Annotated in this window: 16 protein-coding genes; 13 read left to right on the top strand and 3 right to left on the bottom strand. The window is 59.7% G+C overall.

Annotated features, from left to right (window positions below; genetic code table 11):
• Positions 1-22 precede the first annotated feature (22 nt).
• Positions 23-766: a 30S ribosomal protein S2 gene (rpsB, locus tag ACP7E4_RS22455; protein WP_020289482.1), complete on the bottom strand. Its 744-nt coding sequence runs from the start codon at positions 764-766 to the stop codon at positions 23-25.
• Positions 767-1,080: 314 nt separating this feature from the next.
• Here rpsB and map point away from each other — a divergent pair, with 314 nt between their 5' ends.
• The 7 genes from map to ACP7E4_RS22420 all read left to right on the top strand — a co-directional run bounded on the left by map (position 1,081) and on the right by ACP7E4_RS22420 (position 9,270).
• The gene (gene map / locus ACP7E4_RS22450; protein ID WP_426117756.1) at positions 1,081-1,875 is read left to right on the top strand and encodes a type I methionyl aminopeptidase; all 795 of its coding nucleotides are present in this window, start codon (positions 1,081-1,083) and stop codon (positions 1,873-1,875) included.
• Between the two features lie 49 nt (positions 1,876-1,924).
• Complete coding sequence (locus ACP7E4_RS22445; RefSeq protein ID WP_426117755.1) at positions 1,925-4,624, top strand: [protein-PII] uridylyltransferase; 2,700 nt, start codon at positions 1,925-1,927, stop codon at positions 4,622-4,624.
• Positions 4,625-4,693: 69 nt separating this feature from the next.
• Entirely contained in the window at positions 4,694-5,887 is a 1,194-nt protein-coding gene (gene dapC / locus ACP7E4_RS22440) for a succinyldiaminopimelate transaminase (protein ID WP_426117754.1), read from the top strand.
• Between the two features lie 278 nt (positions 5,888-6,165).
• A complete protein-coding gene (locus ACP7E4_RS22435; RefSeq protein ID WP_426117808.1) occupies positions 6,166-6,507 on the top strand; it encodes an ArsC family reductase in 342 nt (113 codons plus the stop codon).
• A 45-nt stretch (positions 6,508-6,552) separates the two neighbouring features.
• Positions 6,553-7,587 carry a 2,3,4,5-tetrahydropyridine-2,6-dicarboxylate N-succinyltransferase gene (dapD, locus tag ACP7E4_RS22430; RefSeq protein ID WP_426117753.1) on the top strand — a complete coding sequence of 345 codons (1,035 nt, stop codon included), beginning with the start codon at positions 6,553-6,555 and terminating at the stop codon, positions 7,585-7,587.
• 67 nt (positions 7,588-7,654) lie between these two features.
• Positions 7,655-8,860: an aminotransferase class V-fold PLP-dependent enzyme gene (locus tag ACP7E4_RS22425; protein ID WP_426117752.1), complete on the top strand. Its 1,206-nt coding sequence runs from the start codon at positions 7,655-7,657 to the stop codon at positions 8,858-8,860.
• The gene (locus ACP7E4_RS22420) at positions 8,857-9,270 is read left to right on the top strand and encodes a SufE family protein (RefSeq protein ID WP_426117751.1); all 414 of its coding nucleotides are present in this window, start codon (positions 8,857-8,859) and stop codon (positions 9,268-9,270) included. Before ACP7E4_RS22425 ends, ACP7E4_RS22420 begins: the two co-directional genes overlap by 4 nt.
• Here the strand turns inward: ACP7E4_RS22420 and tcdA are convergent.
• Complete coding sequence (gene tcdA / locus ACP7E4_RS22415) at positions 9,246-10,091, bottom strand: tRNA cyclic N6-threonylcarbamoyladenosine(37) synthase TcdA (protein WP_331148976.1); 846 nt, start codon at positions 10,089-10,091, stop codon at positions 9,246-9,248. The two genes, ACP7E4_RS22420 and tcdA, sit on opposite strands and share 25 nt — an antisense overlap.
• Before the next feature lie 335 nt (positions 10,092-10,426).
• Here tcdA and ACP7E4_RS22410 point away from each other — a divergent pair, with 335 nt between their 5' ends.
• From ACP7E4_RS22410 to ACP7E4_RS22385, 6 genes are all read left to right on the top strand, one after another.
• Positions 10,427-13,015 carry a glycosyltransferase family 2 protein gene (locus tag ACP7E4_RS22410; protein ID WP_426117750.1) on the top strand — a complete coding sequence of 863 codons (2,589 nt, stop codon included), beginning with the start codon at positions 10,427-10,429 and terminating at the stop codon, positions 13,013-13,015.
• Positions 13,016-13,115: 100 nt separating this feature from the next.
• Positions 13,116-14,267 (top strand): succinyl-diaminopimelate desuccinylase, encoded by a 1,152-nt coding sequence (gene dapE / locus ACP7E4_RS22405; RefSeq protein WP_426117749.1) that lies wholly within the window; start codon positions 13,116-13,118, stop codon positions 14,265-14,267.
• Positions 14,267-15,076, top strand: a complete 810-nt coding sequence (locus ACP7E4_RS22400; protein WP_426117807.1) for a putative RNA methyltransferase — start codon at positions 14,267-14,269, stop codon at positions 15,074-15,076. Before dapE ends, ACP7E4_RS22400 begins: the two co-directional genes overlap by 1 nt.
• Positions 15,077-15,159: 83 nt before the next feature.
• Positions 15,160-15,537 carry a hypothetical protein gene (locus tag ACP7E4_RS22395; protein ID WP_426117748.1) on the top strand — a complete coding sequence of 126 codons (378 nt, stop codon included), beginning with the start codon at positions 15,160-15,162 and terminating at the stop codon, positions 15,535-15,537.
• 315 nt (positions 15,538-15,852) lie between these two features.
• Positions 15,853-18,354 (top strand): glycerol-3-phosphate 1-O-acyltransferase PlsB, encoded by a 2,502-nt coding sequence (plsB, locus tag ACP7E4_RS22390; RefSeq protein WP_426117747.1) that lies wholly within the window; start codon positions 15,853-15,855, stop codon positions 18,352-18,354.
• A gap of 67 nt (positions 18,355-18,421) precedes the next feature.
• Positions 18,422-19,111: a DUF4197 domain-containing protein gene (locus tag ACP7E4_RS22385; protein WP_426117746.1), complete on the top strand. Its 690-nt coding sequence runs from the start codon at positions 18,422-18,424 to the stop codon at positions 19,109-19,111.
• A gap of 83 nt (positions 19,112-19,194) precedes the next feature.
• Here the strand turns inward: ACP7E4_RS22385 and ACP7E4_RS22380 are convergent.
• Positions 19,195-19,280, bottom strand: an 86-nt coding sequence (locus ACP7E4_RS22380) for an IS3 family transposase (protein WP_426114669.1), incomplete at its 5' end; no start/stop codon positions are given.

The raw sequence follows: 19,280 nt of genomic DNA, 5'->3' as shown, positions 1-19,280 counted from the left end.
GTCAACGCCAGGCGTTAGCTACTCAGCCTTCAACCACTGCTGCAGCTGGAGCTTCTTCGACGAAAACGTCGGTGCCGCCAGCAACATTGTTACGACCACGGATTACAGCATCAGCCATCGAACCCATGTACAACTGGATAGCGCGGATTGCGTCATCGTTGCCCGGGATGATGTAGTCAACGCCTTCCGGGCTGCTGTTGGTATCGACTACGCCGATAACAGGGATGCCCAGCTTGTTGGCTTCGGTGATTGCGATGCGCTCGTGATCAACGTCGATAACGAACAGCGCGTCTGGCAGACCGCCCATGTCCTTGATACCACCAAGGCTACGATCCAGCTTTTCCAGATCGCGAGTGCGCATCAGCGCCTCTTTCTTGGTCAGCTTGGCGAACGTACCGTCTTCAGCCTGGATTTCAAGCTCGCGCAGACGCTTGATCGACTGACGGATGGTTTTGAAGTTGGTGAGCATGCCGCCCAACCAGCGGTGATCGACGTACGGCGAACCGCAACGTGCCGCTTCTTCAGCAACGATCTTGCCAGCCGAACGCTTGGTGCCGACGAACAGGATCTTGTTTTTGCCCGAAGCCAGGCGCTCAACGAAAGTCAGAGCTTCGTTGAACATTGGCAGGGTTTTTTCAAGGTTGATAATGTGGATCTTGTTACGCGCGCCGAAAATGTATTTACCCATTTTCGGGTTCCAGTAACGGGTTTGGTGACCGAAGTGCACACCGGCCTTCAGCATATCGCGCATATTGACTTGGGACATGATAGTTCCTTGATAAGTCGGGTTAGGCCTCCACGTATCCCAATGACCAACCAGCGGCTTCGAGCCGAAGGCACCCAGGTCATCGTGTCGACACGTGTGTGGGTTTGGGCTTGCGGGGCATACCCCGGAAAGCGGCGCATTTTATATCATAAAAGTTCAGATAACGAAACCCGGATCAAGCGCTTGTTCTCACACACTTTTATTAGTGGCTTCGCGCCCCTATATAGGAAGCCATGATCACCCGGTCTTCGGCGGTCTGATAGAATCGCCGCTTTCCGTATTAGCTGCACGCTTGCCGTGCCGAGAGAGTTCGTATGACAGTCACCATCAAAACCCCTGAAGACATCGAAAAGATGCGTATCGCCGGCCGCCTGGCTGCCGACGTCCTGGAAATGATCGGTGCTTACGTCAAGCCTGGCGTTACGACCGAAGAGCTGGACCGCATCTGCCATGACTTTATCGTCAACGAGCAGAAAGCCATTCCTGCGCCCCTGAACTACAAGGGCTATCCAAAATCGATCTGCACCTCGATCAACCACGTGGTCTGCCATGGCATCCCCAATGACAAGCCACTGAAGAACGGCGATGTGCTGAACATCGACATCACCGTCATCAAGGACGGCTACCACGGCGACACCAGCAAGATGTTCCATGTTGGCAAAGTGCCAGAGTGGGCCGAGCGCCTGTCGAAAATCACGCAGGAATGCCTGTATAAAGGCATCGAAATCGTGCGTCCCGGCACTCGTTTGGGTGATATCGGCGAAGTCATCCAGAAGCACGCCGAGAAGAGTGGTTTTTCCGTGGTCCGCGAATACTGCGGGCACGGCATCGGCAAGGTCTTCCATGAGGAGCCTCAGGTCCTGCACTACGGCAAGGCCGGCGATGGCATGGAGTTGAAGGAAGGCATGACGTTCACCATCGAGCCGATGATCAACCAGGGCCGCGCCGAAACCCGTCTGCTGGGTGATGGCTGGACCGCGATCACCAAGGACCGCAAATTGTCCGCGCAGTGGGAACACACGATTCTGGTCACCGCTGACGGCTATGAAATCTTTACCCTGCGCAGCGACGACACTATTGCGCGCACTTCAAGCTCAGCAGCAGCCTGATGCTGTGATTCTCAAGCTCGCCCGATATAGATAGAAGGAAAGCAGTTCCATGCCGCAGGTGGATCCCGATTTGTTCGACCGCGGCCAGTTCCAGGCCGAACTGGCCTTGAAGGCGAGCCCTATTGCGGCCTTCAAGAAAGCCATCCGCAACGCGCGGGAAGTGCTCGATGCACGCTTCAAGTCCGGCCGGGACATCCGCCGACTGATCGAGGATCGGGCCTGGTTTGTCGATAACATCCTGCAACAGGCCTGGGATCACTTCGACTGGAGCGAGGAAGCCGACATCACCTTGCTGGCCGTCGGCGGCTACGGACGTGGCGAGCTGCACCCTTATTCGGACATCGACCTGCTGATTCTGCTGGAGAGCGCTGATCACGAAATCTTCCGCGAGCCCATCGAGCGTTTTCTGACGTTGCTGTGGGACATTGGCCTGGAAGTCGGTCAGAGCGTGCGTTCGGTCGACGAATGCGCCCAGGAAGGCCGCGCCGACCTGACGGTGATCACCAACCTGATGGAAAGTCGCACCATTGCCGGACCGGAGCGCCTGCGCCAGCGCATGCTGGAAGTCACCAGCACCACGCAAATGTGGCCTAGCAAGGAGTTTTTCCTCGCCAAACGCGCCGAGCAGAAAAACCGCCACCACAAGTACAACGACACCGAATACAACCTGGAGCCTAATGTAAAAGGGGGTCCCGGCGGTCTGCGCGATATCCAGACCATCCTGTGGGTTGCCCGTCGCCAGTACGGCACGCTTAACCTGCACGCACTGGCCGGCGAAGGCTTCCTGCTGGAAAGCGAGAACAACCTGCTGGCCTCGTCCCAGGAATTTCTCTGGAAAGTGCGTTACGCCTTGCACATGCTGGCCGGCCGTTCCGAAGATCGCCTGCTGTTCGACTATCAGAGCAGCATCGCTGCCCTGCTGGGTTATCAGGACAGCGACGCAAAGCTGGCCATCGAACGCTTCATGCAAAAGTATTATCGCGTGGTCATGAGCATCGCCGAGCTCAGCGACCTGATCATCCAGCATTTCGAAGAAGTGATTCTGGTCGAAGACGAAGGCGCGGTGACCCAGCCGCTCAATTCGCGCTTCCAGTTGCATGATGGCTACATCGAAGCGACCCGGCCGAACGTCTTCAAACGCACGCCGTTCGCCATGATCGAAATCTTCGTGCTGATGGCCCAGCATCCGGAAATCAAAGGCGTGCGCGCCGACACCATCCGGCTATTGCGCGAGCATCGGCACCTGATCAACGATGATTTCCGCCACGATATTCGCAACACCAGCCTGTTCATCGAGCTGTTCAAATGCGAAATCGGCATTCATCGCAACCTGCGCCGCATGAACCGCTACGGCATTCTGGGCCTGTATCTGCCGGAATTTGGCCATATCATCGGGCAAATGCAGCACGACCTGTTCCACATCTACACCGTCGATGCGCACACCCTGAACCTCATCAAGCACTTGCGTAAGCTGCAATACACGCAAGTGTCCGAAAAATTCCCGCTGGCCAGCAAGATCATGGGCAAGCTGCCCAAGCCGGAGCTGATCTATCTGGCTGGCTTGTACCACGACATCGGCAAAGGCCGCGGCGGCGACCACTCGGAGCTGGGCGCGGTGGATGCCGAGGCGTTCTGCGTGCGTCACCAGTTGCCGAGCTGGGACAGCCGGTTGATTGTCTGGCTGGTGAGCAATCACCTGGTGATGTCCACCACCGCCCAGCGCAAGGATTTGTCCGACCCGCAGGTGATCCATGATTTCGCCCAGTTCGTCGGTGACGAAGTCCATCTGGATTACCTGTATGTGCTGACCGTGGCCGACATCAACGCCACCAACCCGACGCTGTGGAATTCATGGCGCGCCAGCCTGTTGCGCCAGCTGTACACCGAAACCAAGCGCGCCCTGCGTCGCGGCCTGGAAAACCCGGTAGACCGCGAAGAGCAGATCCGCCGCACGCAAAGCGCCGCGCTGGATATTCTGGTGCGCAGCGGCACCGACCCGGACGACGTCGAGCAGCTCTGGGCGCAACTGGGCGATGACTATTTCCTGCGGCATACCGCCGGGGATGTGGCGTGGCACAGCGATGCGATCCTGCAGCAGCCGGTGGATGGTGGCCCGTTGGTGCTGATCAAGGAAACCACCCAGCGCGAGTTCGAGGGCGGCACGCAGATCTTCATCTACGCACCCGACCAGCACGACTTCTTCGCGGTAACGGTGGCGGCGATGGACCAGCTGAACCTGAACATTCACGATGCACGGGTTATTACCTCCAGCAGCAAGTTCACCCTCGACACCTATATCGTGCTCGACAACGACGGCGGCTCGATTGGCAACAATCCCGAGCGCATCAAGCAGATTCGTGACGGCCTGACCGACGCGCTGCGCAATCCGGACGATTACCCGACAATCATCAAGCGCCGGGTGCCGCGCCAGCTCAAGCATTTTGCATTTCCACCGCAAGTCACCATCCACAATGACGCCCAGCGTCCGGTTACGGTGCTGGAACTCTCGGCGCCGGATCGCCCCGGCTTGCTGGCGCGGATCGGCAAGATCTTCCTGGAGTTCGATCTGTCATTGCAGAATGCCAAGATCGCCACCTTGGGCGAACGCGTGGAAGACGTGTTCTTTATCACCGATGAAAACAACCAGCCGTTATCCGATCCGCAGCTGTGCAGCCAATTGCAGGACGCAATCGTCGAGCAACTCAGCGTCGATCAGGAACCCGGCGGCGAATGGCGCATCAGCATCTGATCCGCGCTTTTCATGAATCGATTCAATGGCGCTCGCCGATCCGAGCGCCCTGCTCTTGAGACCAAATCAATGAATAACGCGATGCAACTGCTGCAGCCCTACCCGTTCGAGAAGCTCCGTGCGCTGCTCGGCAGCGTGACGCCCAACCCGGAAAAGCTTCCGGTCGCGCTGTCCATCGGCGAACCCAAGCATCGCTCACCGGAATTCGTCGCCAAGGCCTTGGCCGACAATCTGGACCAGATGGCGGTTTACCCAACGACTCTGGGCATCCCGGCACTGCGCGAATCCATTACTGGCTGGTGCGAGCGGCGTTTCGGCGTACCGGGCGGCTGGCTGGATCCGGCGCGTAATGTGCTACCGGTCAATGGCACCCGCGAAGCGCTGTTCGCGTTCACGCAGACCGTGGTCAATCGCGGCGATGACGCGCTGGTGGTCAGCCCGAACCCGTTTTATCAGATCTACGAAGGCGCGGCTTTTCTGGCCGGTGCGCAACCGCATTACCTGCCGTGCCTGAGCAAGAACGGCTTCAACCCGGACTTCGACGCGGTCTCGGCGGATGTCTGGAAACGCTGCCAGATTCTGTTCCTGTGCTCGCCCGGCAACCCGACCGGCGCGCTGATTCCCCTGGAAACCCTGAAAAAACTCATCGCGCTGGCTGACGAATATGATTTCGTGATCGCCGCCGATGAGTGCTACAGCGAGCTGTATTTCGACGAACAAACCCCGCCAGCCGGCTTGCTCAGCGCGTGCGTGGCGTTGGGTCGTCAGGATTTCAAACGTTGCGTGGTGTTCCATAGCCTGTCCAAGCGCTCGAATTTGCCGGGCCTGCGTTCCGGTTTTGTTGCCGGTGATGCGGAAATCCTCAAGGCCTTTCTGCTGTATCGCACTTACCACGGCTGCGCGATGCCGGTGCAAACTCAGCTGGCGAGCATCGCTGCCTGGAATGACGAAGAACACGTGCGTGCCAACCGCGCGCTGTATCGGGAGAAATTCGACGCCGTGCTGGAAATTCTCGCTCCGGTGATGGACGTCCAGCGTCCCGACGGCGGTTTCTATTTGTGGCCGAATGTCGGCACCGATGACGCCGCGTTCTGCCGCGACCTGTTCGTCGAGCAGCATGTGACGGTGGTGCCGGGTTCGTATCTGTCGCGGGAAGTGGACGGTTTCAACCCGGGCGCCGGTCGGGTACGCATGGCGCTGGTTGCGCCGCTGGCCGAGTGCGTTGAAGCGGCCGAGCGGATTCGGGATTTCATTACCCGGTAAATGATGTGGTGTCTGCCGGTCCCACACGCGATCCAACCGTGGGACCGGCTTTAGCCGGGAAGAGGCCAGCACAAACGCCACATCACACAACTGCAATATCCTCTGCCTAGACTGCGCGCGGCCTCTTCCCGGAGGCAGATTGCAAGCGTTTTGGCGACAAGTTGCAATAAACCCGTCAACCTGTCGCAGCCGAAGCCGCTGGTCCATGGCATAATCCGTCACCGTTTTTTCTCGCACCGTTCCAAGGGGGCAAGCTCGTGGCTGATGAAATCAACAAGTTGCACCTTTACGGAATCAAAGCCTGCGACACCATGAAGAAGGCGCGCACCTGGCTCGATGAAAAAGCCGTGAGCTACGATTTTCATGACTATAAAACCGTCGGCATCGACCGTGAGCACCTGACGCAGTGGTGCAATGAACACGGCTGGCAGGTTGTGCTGAACAGAGCAGGGACTACGTTTCGCAAGCTCGACGACGGACAAAAAGCCGATCTCGACCAGGCCAAAGCGATAGAACTGATGCTCGCGCAACCCTCGATGATCAAGCGTCCGGTGCTCGATCTCGGCGACAAAACCCTGATTGGCTTTAAACCCGACTTGTATGCAGCGGCCATCCGATAAGCCAAAGCGCTATCGATGGTCCTTTAATCAGTAAGAGGTATTCACATGTCCGCTACCCTGTTCAGCCTGGCCTTTGGCGTCGGCACTCAAAATCGTCAAGGCACGTGGCTGGAAGTCTTTTACGCCCAGCCGCTGATCAATCCGTCCGCCGCGCTGATCGCGGCCGTGTCCCCGGTTCTGGGTTACACCGGCGGTAACCAGGCAATCACCTTCAACACCGATATGGCCTTGAAGCTGGCCGACGCGCTGAAGTCCGTCGACAGCATTCAGGCCGCGTTGCTGACCCGTCTGGCAGAAAGCCACAACCCACTGGTTGCAACCCTGCTGGCCGAAGACGCGGCACTGACTTCGACGCCTGAGGCGTACCTCAAGCTGCACCTGCTGTCCCATCGTCTGGCCAAGCCGCACGGCTTGAACCTGGGCGGGATCTTCCCGCTGCTGCCGAACGTGGCCTGGACCAGCCAAGGCGCTGTCGACCTGGGCGAACTGGCTGAACGCCAACTGGAAGCGCGTCTCAAAGGCGAGCTGCTGGAAGTGTTCTCGGTGGACAAGTTCCCGAAAATGACCGACTACGTGGTGCCGAGCGGCGTGCGTATCGCTGACAGCGCTCGCGTACGTCTGGGTGCTTACATCGGCGAAGGCACCACCGTGATGCACGAAGGTTTCGTCAACTTCAACGGCGGCACCGAAGGCCCTGGCATGATCGAAGGCCGCGTTTCGGCGGGTGTTTTCGTCGGTAAGGGTTCGGACCTGGGCGGCGGTTGCTCCACCATGGGCACCTTGTCCGGCGGCGGCAACATCGTGATCAAGGTTGGCGAAGGCTGCCTGATCGGCGCCAACGCCGGTATCGGCATTCCATTGGGCGACCGCAACACCGTTGAATCCGGTCTGTACGTGACCGCTGGCACCAAAGTGGCCCTGCTGGACGACAAGAACCAGTTGGTCAAAGTGGTCAAGGCGCGCGAGCTTGCCGGTCAACCGGACCTGCTGTTCCGCCGCAACTCGCAAACCGGCGCTGTGGAATGTAAAACCCACAAGTCGGCCATCGAGCTGAACGAAACGCTGCACGCTCACAACTGATCGATGCCGCGTCCGGGTTCGCGCCTGCTTTAACGGCAGGCCGAATCCGATTCACCGAGCTAAAACGATGCCCCTCGCTTCCCCTTGGCGCGCTGACTTCCCAGCCATCGCCGCCCTGCAACGGCAAGGCCAGACCTATCTGGACAACGCCGCCACCACGCAAAAACCTCAGGCATTGCTTGATGCCTTGAATCATTACTACGCCAACGGCGCGGCCAATGTTCATCGTGCCCAGCATTTACCGGGGGCGCATGCCACCCAGGCGTTCGAAGACAGCCGTGGCAAAGTCGCCGGTTGGCTCAACGCCAGTGAATCCGGGCAGATCATCTTCACCCATGGCGCAACTTCGGCGCTCAATCTGCTGGCCTACGGGCTGGAACATGAGTTCGCAGCAGGTGATGAAATCGCCATCAGCGCTCTGGAGCATCACGCCAACCTGTTGCCATGGCAGCAATTGGCACAACGCCGGGATCTGAAGCTGGTGATCCTGCCGCTGGCGGCCGATGGCTTGATAGATCTGGACGCTGCCGCTCAGCTGATCGGCCCGCGCACCCGACTGCTGGCTGTCAGCCAGTTGTCCAACGTGCTCGGCGCCTGGCAGCCGTTGCCTCAACTGTTGGCGCTGGCCAAGGCCAACCACGCGCTGACGGTGGTGGATGGCGCTCAGGGTGTGGTCCATGGACGGCATGATGTTCAGGCGCTGGGCTGCGATTTCTACGTATTTTCCAGCCACAAACTGTATGGCCCGGAAGGCGTCGGTGTGTTGTACGGGCGTCATGAAGCCTTGCCTCGTCTCAATCACTGGCAGTTTGGCGGGGAGATGGTCCTGACAACGGATTATCAACACGCAAAATTCCGCCCTGCCCCGCTGGGTTTCGAGGCGGGAACTCCGCCGATTGCCAGCGTCATTGGTTTGGGTGCGACGCTGGATTACCTGCAAGGCCTCGATCACGCCGCAGTGGTCGAGCACGAAGCCCGGCTGCACGCGATGCTTTTGCAAGGCTTGCAGCAGCGCAATGGCATCCGGATTTTGGGCGCGCCGCAACTGGCGTTGGTCAGCTTTGTCGTCGACGGCGTACATAACGCGGATCTGGCGCATTTGCTCACCGAACAAGGCATCGCGGTGCGTGCCGGTCATCATTGCGCCATGCCGTTGCTCAAGAGCATGGGCCTGCCCGGCGCGATTCGGGTTTCCCTGGCGCTGTACAACGATTCCGACGATCTGGAGCGATTTTTCAGCGCGCTGGATCAGGCCTTGGAGCTGCTTCAGTGAGCCTGCCCGCCGACGCGCAAACCGCACTGGAAACCTTCAACCAGCTTCAAGGTTGGGAGCAGCGTGCGCGCCTGATCATGCAATGGGGCGAACGCCTTCCAGCGCTGAGCGACGAAGAAAAAAGCGATGAAAATCTGGTTCACGGCTGCGAAAGCCAGGTCTGGCTGCTGGGGGATTTCAGCGAAGGCCGCTGGCAGTTTCGCGCCAGCAGCGACGCCCGGGTGATTCGCGGTCTGGTTGCGGTATTACTGGCGCGGGTCAATGGCTTATCGGCGCAGGAGTTACAGCAGGTTGATCTGCCGGACTGGTTCAACCAGCTCGGCTTGAGCCGTCAATTGTCGCCGTCGCGCAGTAACGGGCTTAACGCTGTTTTACAGAAAATGCATCAGATCGCAGCAGTCGCGGGCTGAGGCGGCGGCACCGAAACCGGCTTTGCACGCTCTGAAGGACGGCGCGTTCCCGCCACGATCTTGTCCACGGCTTTGGTCGCCGCAACCATGCCGAAGGTCGCTGTCACCATCATCACTGCGCCAAAACCACCGGCACAATCGAGCTTGACCCCGTCGCCGACAAAGCTTTTCTGCAGGCAGATGCTGCCGTCAGGCTTGGGATAGCGCAGCTGTTCCGAGGAAAACACGCACGGCACGCTGTAATGGCGGGTCACGGTGCGGGAAAAGCCATAGTCGCGGCGCAAGGTCGAACGGACCTTGGACGCCAGTGGATCATTGAAGGTGCGGTTCAGGTCGCAGACCTGAATCTGCGTCGGATCAATCTGCCCACCGGCGCCACCGGTGGTGATGATCTGAATCTTGCGTCGCTTGCACCAGGCGATCAGCGCAGCCTTGGCGTTGACACTGTCGATGCAGTCCAGCACGCAGTCCAGATCGGACGTGATGTATTCGGCCATAGTGTCGCGGGTCACGAAATCCGCCACCGCATGCACGATGCAGTCCGGGTTGATCGCGCGCAAACGTTCGGCCATCACTTCAACCTTGGGGCGGCCGACTGTGCTGTCCAGCGCGTGCAGTTGACGGTTGCTGTTGCTGACGCACACGTCGTCCATGTCAAACAGGGAAATCTCGCCAACGCCACAGCGCGCCATGGCTTCCGCCGCCCAGGAGCCAACGCCACCGATGCCGACGACTGCCACATGAGCCGCGCGCAGGCGTTCCAGGCCCTCGATGCCATACAAACGGGCGACGCCTGCGAAACGTGGATCTTCTGTGCTCATGACCAATACCCCGAAAACCGGCGCGCATTATAGGGTGTTGCGGCGGTGAGGGCATCCATGTGGCGAGTGATTGGTCAGAAAGCTGATCAACCGAAGCCGATGACAACCCTGTGGGACCGGATTTATCCGGGAAGAGTCCAGTACATCCACAGCATCTTTGTCGCCCAAAATGCCGCCTTCCCGGATAAATCCGCTCCCACGGCTGCGACGGCGCGCGGTTAATTTTCCTACAACATTTCCAGAAAAGAACTTCAACACGCGTAAGCTGCCAAAGTACCTGACAGCGGGCGTTCGCCGGCGATTCCCCGTTCCACCCTTTGGAACCTGAAGCATCTATGTCATCGCGTAAATTTGGACTCAATCTTGTTGTTGTCGTGGCCATTGCCGCGTTGTTTACCGGCTTCTGGGCGCTGATCAATCGCCCGGTTACCGCCCCGGACTGGCCTGAGCAAATCTCGGGGTTCTCCTACTCGCCGTTTCGCTCGGGCCAAAATCCACAAAAGGGCATTTACCCGTCCGACGATGAAATGCGTCAGGACCTGGAGTTGATGAGCAAGCAGACCGACAGTATTCGTACCTATTCGGTAGACGGCTCGCTGGGCGATATCCCCAAGCTGGCGGAAGAGTTCGGTTTGCGGGTCACGCTGGGCATCTGGATCAGCCCGGACGCTGAACGCAACGAGCGGGAAATCACCCGCGCCATCGAGCTGGCCAATACCTCGCGCAGCGTCGTTCGCGTGGTGGTCGGCAACGAGGCGTTGTTCCGCGAGGAAATTACCGTCAGTGAACTCAGCGCGTTGCTGGATCGGGTTCGCGCCGCAGTCAAAGTGCCAGTAACCACCTCCGAGCAGTGGCACATCTGGGAGAAATACCCGGAACTGGGCAAGCACGTCGATCTGGTGGCTGCGCACATTCTGCCGTACTGGGAATTCATCCCCATGAGCGAGTCCGGCCAGTTTGTCCTCGACCGCGCCAGGGAACTCAAGAAGATGTTCCCGAAAAAACCACTGCTGCTTTCGGAGGTTGGCTGGCCGAGCAACGGGCGGATGCGTGGCGGTGCTGACGCAACCCAGGCCGACCAGGCGATTTACCTGCGCACGCTGGTCAACAAGCTCAACCGCCAAGGCTACAACTACTTTGTGATCGAAGCCTTCGATCAACCGTGGAAAGCCAGCGATGAAGGTTCGGTGGGCGCGTATTGGGGCGTGTACAACGCCAACCGCCAGCAGAAATTCAACTTCGACGGCCCTGTGGTGGCCATTCCTCAATGGCGCGTACTGGCCATCGGTTCGGTGGTTCTGGCGATGTTGTCGCTGGCGTTGCTGTTGATTGACGGCTCGGCCCTGCGCCAGCGCGGGCGCACCTTCCTGACGTTTGTCGCCTTCCTCTGTGGCTCGGTGCTGGTGTGGATCGGTTATGACTACAGCCAGCAATACAGCACCTGGTTCAGTTTGCTGGTCGGATTCCTTCTGGCTTTAGGTGCGTTTGGCGTGTTTATCGTGTTGCTGACCGAGGCTCACGAACTGGCGGAAGCGGTCTGGACTCACAAGCGGCGACGCGAATTCCTGCCAGTCGAAACGGACAATGCCTACCGCCCGAAAGTGTCGATTCACGTGCCTTGTTACAACGAGCCGCCGGAAATGGTCAAACAGACTTTGAACGCGCTGGCGGCGCTGGATTATCCGGATTTCGAAGTGCTGTTGATCGACAACAACACCAAGGACCCGGCCGTCTGGGAACCGGTCAAGGCCCACTGTGAACTGCTCGGTTCGCGCTTCAAGTTTTTCCACGTGGCCCCGCTCGCCGGCTTCAAGGGCGGCGCGCTGAATTACCTGATCCCGCACACCGCGCCGGATGCCGAAGTGATTGCCGTGATCGATTCCGATTACTGTGTCGACCGCAACTGGCTCAAATACATGGTGCCGCACTTCGCCGACCCGAAAATCGCTGTGGTGCAGTCGCCGCAGGATTACCGCGATCAGCATGAAAGCACCTTCAAGAAGCTGTGCTATTCCGAGTACAAGGGCTTCTTTTATATCGGCATGGTGACCCGCAACGACCGCGACGCGATCATCCAGCATGGCACCATGACCATGACCCGGCGCTCGGTGCTTGAAGAACTGGGCTGGGCCGACTGGTGCATCTGCGAAGATGCCGAGCTCGGCCTGCGGGTCTTTGAAAAGGGCTATTCCGCAGCGTATGCGCACAACAGTTTCGGCAAGGGTTTGATGCCGGATACGTTTATCGACTTCAAGAAGCAGCGTTTCCGTTGGGCGTATGGCGCGATCCAGATCATCAAGCGCCATGCGTCGAGCCTGCTGCGCGGCAAGGACACCGAACTGACGCGCGGCCAGCGCTATCACTTCCTCGCGGGCTGGCTGCCGTGGGTCGCTGATGGCATGAACATCTTCTTCACCGTCGGCGCGTTGCTCTGGTCGTCGGCGATGATCATCGTGCCCAAACGCGTCGACCCGCCGCTGCTGATCTTCGCCATCCCGCCGTTGGCGCTGTTCGTGTTCAAGGTCGGCAAGATCATCTTCCTTTACCGTCGCGCCGTGGGCGTCAACCTCAAGGATGCGTTCTACGCCGCGCTGGCCGGGCTCGCCTTGTCCCACACCATCGCCAAAGCCGTGTTGTATGGCTTCTTCACGACCAGCATTCCGTTCTTCCGCACGCCGAAAAACGCCGCCAGTCATGGTCTGCTGGTGGCGATTTCCGAAGCCCGGGAAGAACTGTTCATCATGCTGCTGTTATGGGGCGCGGCGACCGGTATCTGTCTGGTGCAGGGCTTGCCGAGCGCCGACATGCGCTTCTGGGTGATCATGCTGCTGGTGCAATCGCTGCCGTATCTGGCGGCGCTGATCATGGCTTTCCTGTCCTCGCTTCCCAAACCAGTGGTGATTACCGAGCCGGCTACGGTTTGACATAAATCTCAGGCAAGACTAAACGGCGGCCTGTGGTCGCCGTTTTGCTTTAAGATAAGCGCCTTTTCGCGCTCTACGACATACCACCGGAGTCCTGTACATGACGGCCCCAGCCGACCTTTCGCCTACTCTTCAACTCGCCTGCGATCTGATCCGTCGTCCGTCGGTGACGCCTATCGATGCCGACTGTCAGGCAGTGATGATGCAACGCCTGGGCGATGCCGGCTTCAAGCTGGAGCCGATGCGTATCGAAGATGTGGATAACTTCTGGGCCAGCCATGGCACTACCGAAGGTCCGGTCCTGTGTTTCGCCGGGCATACCGACGTGGTACCTACCGGGCCGGTGAACGCCTGGCAGAACGATCCGTTCGATGCCTTGATCGACGCCGACGGCATGCTTTGCGGCCGTGGCGCGGCGGACATGAAAGGCAGCCTCGCGGCCATGCTGGTGGCGGCCGAGCGGTTTGTCGGTGATCACCCGAACCACAAAGGCTCGATTGCCTTTCTGATCACCAGCGACGAAGAAGGCCCGGCGCATCACGGCACCAAGGCCGTGGTGGAAATCCTCAAGGCGCGTAACGAACGCATGGACTGGTGCATCGTCGGCGAGCCGTCGAGCACCACGCTGGTCGGCGACGTGGTGAAAAACGGTCGTCGCGGTTCCCTGGGCGCAACCTTGACCGTGCGCGGCAAACAAGGCCACGTGGCGTACCCGCATCTGGCGCGCAATCCGATTCACCTGGCCGCTCCGGCGCTGGCTGAATTGGCCACCGAGCATTGGGACGAAGGCAATGCATTCTTCCCACCCACCAGCTTCCAGATTTCCAACCTGAATTCCGGGACCGGCGCCACTAACGTGATTCCCGGTGAACTGGTGGCGATCTTCAACTTCCGCTTCTCCACTGAATCCACGGTCGAAGGCTTGAAGCAGCGGGTCGCGACCATCCTCGACAAGCATGGCCTGGAATGGCACGTGGACTGGGCGTTGTCCGGTCTGCCGTTTCTGACCGAACCGGGTGATTTGCTGGACGCGGTTTCGGACAGCATTCGCGCCGTTACCGGTCGCGAAACCAAGGCGTCCACCAGTGGCGGGACTTCCGACGGTCGTTTCATCGCCACCATGGGCACCCAGGTTGTCGAGTTGGGGCCGGTCAACGCCACCATTCACCAGGTCAACGAACGCGTGCTGGCCAGCGACCTCGACGTGCTGACTGAAATCTACTACCAGACCTTGGTCAAACTGCTCGCATGATACTCACCTGCCCGATCTGCTCAGGCCCGCTTAGTGCGGTAGACAACGGCGTGGCGTGTCCGGCGAATCATCGTTTCGACCGCGCGCGCCAGGGTTATCTGAACCTGTTGCCGGTGCAGCACAAGAACAGCCGCGATCCTGGCGACAATCAGGCCATGGTCGAGGCGCGGCGGGACTTTCTCAACGCCGGGCATTACGCGCCAGTGGCGAAACGCCTGGCGGAGCTGGCCGCCGAACGGGCCCCGGCACGCTGGCTGGACATCGGTTGTGGCGAGGGTTATTACACCGCGCAAATCGCCGCCGCCCTGCCGCAAGCCGATGGCTATGCCCTGGATATTTCCCGGGAAGCGGTCAAACGCGCCTGCCGTCGTGATCCGCAGCTGACCTGGTTGATCGCCAGCATGGCGCGCGTGCCATTGCCGGACGCCAGCTGTCAGTTCCTCGCCAGCGTGTTCAGCCCACTGGACTGGAACGAAGCCAAACGCTTGTTGGCGCCGGGCGGCGGGCTGATGCGCGTCGGTCCGACCAGCGAGCATTTGATGGAGTTGCGCGAACGCTTGTATGACGAAGTGCGTGACTATGCTGATGACAAGCATCTGGCCCTGGTTCCTGAAGGCATGCAGCTGGAGCACAGCGAAACCCTGCGCTTCACATTGAGCCTGATCGACGGTCAGGCCCGCGCCAACCTGCTGGCCATGACGCCCCACGGCTGGCGCGCCAGCGCGGAACGGCGGGCCAATGTCATCGAACAGGCCGAACCGTTCGAAGTCACGGTTTCCATGCGCTACGATTATTTCGTGCGCCAATAACGACCCCAATGAAGCTGCCTTGCATTGGCGAGGCGCTCGACTGAATCCGCGAATGGATTTTTTCAATTTCTGACGAGGCATCCATGCGCCAACCCGACATCGAGATTTACCTGAAAGACGCTGACGTCGACTACAAGGCCGTTGCTACCTGGCTCAGCGAAGCCATCGGCCCTTGCACCGACTGGGTACAGAAAGGCCAGACCTGGAAATGCACGGCCGGCAACGTGCCCGTGACCTGGCTGCCCAAGGCTGTCGGCAAATGGAACAGCCTGTTCCTGGAAAGCAACCAGACTCCCTGGGAAGACGACATCGCCTGCGGCCGCGCTGCCTTCGCGGCCCTGAAAGTCGAAGTCCGCTGCGCGCCCGGCACCTGGGTTGAAGAAGAAAGCGACGAAACCGCCGACCGCTGGATCCGCATCAGCGTAGATGGCGAGGAGGAGATTGTCTGGCATACGGCGTGATACATGACCGGTGCAGGCTGCGTGGGACCGGCTTTATCCGGGAAGGCGGTCTTTCTAACGACGATATGCAGTGACTGAACCGGCCTCTTCCCGGCTAAAGCCGGTCCCACGGGGTCCTCATCGGTCAGATGCTTATGCGCTGCTTTCAGCCAACTACTTTACTGCCAGACCTGACGCCTTCGCGAGCAAGCTCGGCTCCCACAGGGATCTGAAGTGCGCTCCAACGGGCTGCCTTTCTCTGCCCTTTTGCCCATCCCCGCCAGATACGGCAAACTGGCGCCCTCGTGGGCTCCGCCCCTTTTCAGCAGAAGCCGTATGACCCGCTCTCCGTTCCGCCGTCTTGTGTTCGGCACGCTGCGCCGATTGTTGTATCTCTGGGTGCGCTCCGAGACCATTAATCAATCGTCATTCACCCTCAATCTCGACCGCAGTCGCCCGGTGTTCTACGCCTTGCAATCGCCTTCACTGAGCGATCTGGCGGTGATCGACACCGAGTGCCGCAAGGCGGGATTGCCTCGGCCCGTATTGTCGGTATCGCTGGGCGAGCTGGTCGAGCCAGCGGCGTTCTTCTACCTGACGCCAGGCCCGGACTGGCTGGGCCGTCAGGACAAGAGCGGCGCGCCGCCGACGCTGGAACGTTTGATCAGCGCTGTAAGCCAGAATGCTGCCGAGGATGCGCAGATCATTCCGGTCAGCGTGTTCTGGGGCCAGTCGCCGGATCGTGAATCGAGCCCGTGGAAACTGTTATTTGCCGATAGCTGGGCGGTCACCGGACGGCTACGGCGGCTGGTCAGCATCCTGATTCTGGGGCGCAAGACCCGGGTGCAGTTTTCCGCACCGATCCATCTGCGCGACCTGATCAACGAGAACAAGGGCCACGAGCTGACCCTGCGCATGACCCAGCGCCTGCTGCGCACGCATTTTCGCAACCTGAAGACCGCCGTCATCGGCCCGGATGTGTCGCACCGGCGCAATCTGGTCAAGGGGCTGCTGGACGAGCCGCTGGTCAAGCAGGCGATTCTGGATGAAGCGGAACGCGAGAAAATCCCCGTCGACAAGGCTCGCGAGCAAGCCCTGCGCTACGGCAACGAAATCGCTTCGGACTACACCTATTCGGCGATTCGTTTTCTCGAAGTGGTGCTGAGCTGGTTCTGGAACAAGATCTACGATGGCGTGAAGGTCAGCCATATCGAAGGCGTGCAGGACGTCGCCCAAGGCAATGAAATCATCTATGTGCCTTGCCACCGCAGCCATATCGATTACCTGCTGCTCTCGTACCTGCTGTTCCGTAACGGCCTGACGCCACCGCATGTCGCCGCCGGTATCAACCTGAACATGCCGGTGATCGGCAGCCTGCTGCGCCGGGGCGGCGCGTTTTTCATGCGCCGCACCTTCAAGGGCAACCCTCTGTACACCTCGGTGTTCAACGAATACATGCATACCTTGTTCACCAAAGGTTTCCCGGTCGAATACTTCGTCGAGGGCGGGCGTTCCCGCACCGGTCGTATGCTGCAACCCAAGACCGGCATGCTGGCGATCACCTTGCGCAGCTTCCTGCGCAATTCGCGGATGCCCATCGTATTCGTGCCGGTGTATATCGGTTACGAGCGGGTGCTCGAAGGCCGCACGTATCTGGGCGAACTGCGTGGCGCGACCAAGAAGAAGGAGTCGATTTTCGACATCTTCAAGGTGATTGGCGCGCTCAAGCAGCGCTTCGGCCAGGTATCTGTCAACTTCGGTGAGCCGATCAAACTCGCGGAGTTTCTCGACTCGGAACAAGCGGACTGGCGCACGCAGGAGCTGGGGCCGCAGTTTCGCCCCGCATGGCTCAACGAAACCACCAATCGCCTGGGGGAACGCGTTGCCCGCCACCTGAACGAAGCCGCCGCCATCAACCCGGTCAATCTGGTGGCGCTGGCCCTGCTGTCGACGCAACGCCTGGCGCTGGACGATCAGGCCATGGCCCGCGTGCTGGATCTCTATCTGACATTGCTGCGCCGGGTGCCGTATTCGCCGCACACCACGCTGCCCGAAGGTGACGGTCGCGCGTTGATCGAACGCGTGAAAGGCATGGATCTGCTCTCGGAACAAAAGGACGCGCTGGGCAAGATTCTGTATCTGGATGAACAGAACGCAGTCCTGATGACTTATTACCGCAACAACGTGCTGCATATTTTCGCCCTGCCCTCATTGCTGGCCAGCTTCTTCCAGAGCTCGTCGCGCATGACCCGCGAACTGCTGCTGCGCTACACCCGTGCGCTCTATCCATACCTGCAATCGGAGTTGTTCATCCGCTGGTCGCTGGAAGAGCTGGATGCGGTGGTCGATCAATGGCTGGAAGCGTTCGTCGAGCAAGGTCTGCTGCGTTTCGAAAATGACGTGTTTCTGCGGCCTGCGCCGAGCTCCCGCGAGTTCGTGCTGCTGACCCTGCTGTCGCGGGCGATTGCCCAGACGTTGCAGCGCTTCTACATGGCCACTTCGCTGTTGCTCAACAGCGGCCAGAACACCCTGAGCGCCGAAGAACTGGAAGACCTGTGTACGGTGATGGCGCAACGACTGTCGATCCTGCATGGCCTGAATGCGCCGGAGTTTTTCGACAAGAGCCTGTTCCGCCACTTCATCCAGACCCTGCTGGACCTGGGCGTCCTGCGCAAGGATGCCAACGGCAAGCTCAGCTATCACCCGCTGTTGGGGGAACTGGCTGAAGGCGCAGCGAAGCGTGTGCTGCCCGCGGAAATTCGGCTGTCAATTCGCCAGGTCGCCTTGCATCGCAACGAAGATATAACCGAAGCTGACCCGGCTGAGGAAATCCGCTAAATTCGCGCAACAAGCGCCGGTTCGAACCGGCGCTGCTGCCAAGATTCCCCTTGAAAAGGATGCTGCCATGCTTCGCTCCCCGTTTACCATTGCCAGCCTGTGCGCAGGCTTGCTGCTGTCGGCCAACGTTTTTGCCGCATCCTTGAACGATCTGTCCCAGGCGGATGCAACCGGCGGTCTCAAGGACGCGCTGACCCAAGGCGCGCAGATTGCGGTCAAGCAACTGGGCAAGCCCGGTGGTTTCAGCAACAACCAGGATGTTCGCATTGAACTACCGGGGAGTCTGGGCAAGGTTGCGAAGAAAATGAAACAGTTCGGCATGGGCGCGCAGGTCGACCAGTTGGAAACCAGCATGAACCAGGCCGCTGAAGCCGCGATGCCGCAAGCCCAGACGTTGCTGGTGGATGCCGTGAAAAAGATGACCGTGGCTGACGCCAAGGGCATCCTCGGCGGCGGCAAGGATTCGGCCACGCAATACCTGAACAGCACCAGTCGCGAGCAGATCCGCGCCAGGTTCCTGCCTATCGTCAAACAAGCTACAGACAAGGTCGGGCTCGCACAGAAGTACAACTCGTTCGCCGGTCAAGCCGCGACGCTGGGCGTTCTGGATGCCAAAAGCTCGAACATCGAAGGCTACGTGACCGAACAGGCGCTCAACGGCTTGTTCGAAATGATCGCCAAACAAGAAGAAACCATCCGCGCCAACCCGGCTGCGGCGGCGACGAGCCTGGCGAAGAAGGTGTTTGGGTCGTTGTAAGGTCTTGTGGGAGCGAGCTTGCTCGCGAAGCCAATATCAACCGCGACAGATGAAGTGCGCCCCAAAAGTTGGACAGCTGTTGATTAGGCTATCGCGGACTGGGCCCTGTACGCTACAGGGCTTAGCCCGCCCAGCTTCATCTTGATTCGATCATAGTTGTAATAACGGA

This window comes from Pseudomonas sp. DSP3-2-3 (assembly GCF_049898225.1).
GTDB lineage: Bacteria > Pseudomonadota > Gammaproteobacteria > Pseudomonadales > Pseudomonadaceae > Aquipseudomonas.
Note: the sequence above shows the minus strand (reverse complement) of the source record. Positions and strands in the feature narration are given on the sequence as shown.